The sequence below is a fragment of the Stenotrophomonas sp. 05L44_2 genome, from assembly GCF_056665995.1.
Genome location: NZ_JBFTNR010000852.1, coordinates 1 through 1,605, shown reverse-complemented (window position 1 = coordinate 1,605; position 1,605 = coordinate 1). Strand labels below are relative to the sequence as shown.

General features: G+C 64.5%; 3 protein-coding genes. 1 reads left to right on the top strand and 2 read right to left on the bottom strand.

The genetic code is table 11. The features are described from left to right. Positions 1-369, bottom strand: a 369-nt coding sequence (locus AC1VAN_RS21310) for a class II aldolase/adducin family protein (RefSeq protein ID WP_480986692.1), incomplete at its 3' end; no start/stop codon positions are given. Positions 370-616: 247 nt separating this feature from the next. Here AC1VAN_RS21310 and AC1VAN_RS21305 point away from each other — a divergent pair. Further along, complete coding sequence (locus AC1VAN_RS21305) at positions 617-991, top strand: hypothetical protein (protein WP_442251848.1); 375 nt, start codon at positions 617-619, stop codon at positions 989-991. A 60-nt stretch (positions 992-1,051) separates the two neighbouring features. Here AC1VAN_RS21305 and AC1VAN_RS21300 read toward each other — a convergent pair. Further along, positions 1,052-1,605 (bottom strand): amino acid permease (locus tag AC1VAN_RS21300; RefSeq protein WP_480986691.1); only part of this gene is annotated, 554 nt, incomplete at its 5' end.

Sequence of the window (1,605 nt, the reverse complement as noted above, 5' to 3'; positions counted from 1 at the left end):
GATATGGCCCTGCGGTGCATACAGGCGCGAGGCGATGGTCTGCACCGGCGAATGCGTATGCAGCACGCAGCCGATCTCCGGGAAGCGGCGATACAGCTGGGTATGCAGCAGGGTTTCGGCAGACGGGCGCAGCGGGCGGCCGACGGCCTTGCCATCGAAATCCACGACCATGATGTCGTCTTCGATCAGGCGGCCCTTGTCCTTGCCGGAGACGGTGATCGCGGCGTGGCGGTCGTCCAGGCGGTGGGAGAAGTTGCTGCTGGTGGCCGGGGTCCAGCCGGCCTGGGCCAGTTCGCGGACGTTGTCGATCAGCAGCTGGGCCAGTTCGCTCAGGCGCGCGGTGTCGTAGGGGAAGGTGGGGGTGTCCATGCCGGCATTTTACGTGATCCAGCCCATTGCTGGGCCTGCGGGGCGGTAGCTGGCCTGCTGCGTGGACAAGGCTCCGCGGTTTGCCGGCAGACGGTGGGCAGGATTTGGATCGAGGCAAGCACAGCGCTGGCTGAATGGGGAAGACAGCGCTCGTGCTGAAAGCGATTCCGGTCGTAGACAGCTTTCGTGTCGCGAAACACCATCGGGTGGCAGCAGAAATTCCGGCGCCAAGGACAGGAGTACTTCGATGATTGCGCGCGCGATGGGAGTGATGGGAGTGATCGGTATCGTGCTGGCCTGCAGCGGCTGCACAATGGAATGGGTGAAGATGGATGCGGGAGCGCGATCATTCGGCCCCGCCCACTCGAGTTGCACGGCGCGGGCCGACGATCACTGGCCGGTAAGGAATGAAGTGGCCACGCGCACTGTCTATGAGGACCGCAAGGTGCCCTGCAGGCTTGATGAAGTCTGCGCAATTGATGGCAAGTACAACCTGGTGCCGATGCCGAAAGAGGAGAGCTACATCGTGGACGTCAATGCGTCCGACCGCAGCAGCGAGTTCAGGGCCTGCATGGCCAGTGCCGGCTGGCAGCAGCAGCTCATCTGGTTCAATCGTCGCTAGACGAGGCGGGCACCCCACCCCTCGGAGCAGGAGGGCAGGGCCATCGTGGCCCTGCCGCTCTTACTTCCCCCGCAGGCGGCTGTGTTTGAACCCGTAGAAGAAGTAGATCACGAAGCCGACAAACGTCCACACGCCCATCAGCATCCAGTTGTGCAACGTCATCGCCGACAGCAGCGCCAGGCAGCTGATCACGCCCAGGCTGCAGACCAGCCATGCACCCGGAATGCGGAACGGGCGCGGCAGGTCGGGCTGCGTGCGGCGCAGGATCAGTACGCCGGCGCAGACCGCCGCGAAGGCGATCAGCGTGCCCATCGAGGTCAGCTCGCCGAGGATGTCCAGCGGGAACAGAGCCGCCAGCAGGGCGATGCCGATGCCGGTGATGACGGTGTTGATATGCGGCGTGCGGTACTTCGGGTGGATCTTGGTGAACACCGGCGGCAACAGGCCGTCGCGGCCCATGATCATGAAGATGCGCGGCTGGCCGATGATCATCACCAGCACCACCGACGACAGGCCGATCAACGCACCGATTTCCACCACCACGCGCAACCAGCCCAGCTGCGGATGCGCGGCCACAGCGGTCACCACCGGCTCATCGGTGCCCAGCAGCTGGT

Coding starts and splice junctions, on each gene's coding strand:
- AC1VAN_RS21305 (WP_442251848.1), top strand. CDS start 617: ATGATTGCGCGCGCGATGGGAGTGATGGGAGTGATCGGTATCGTGCTG.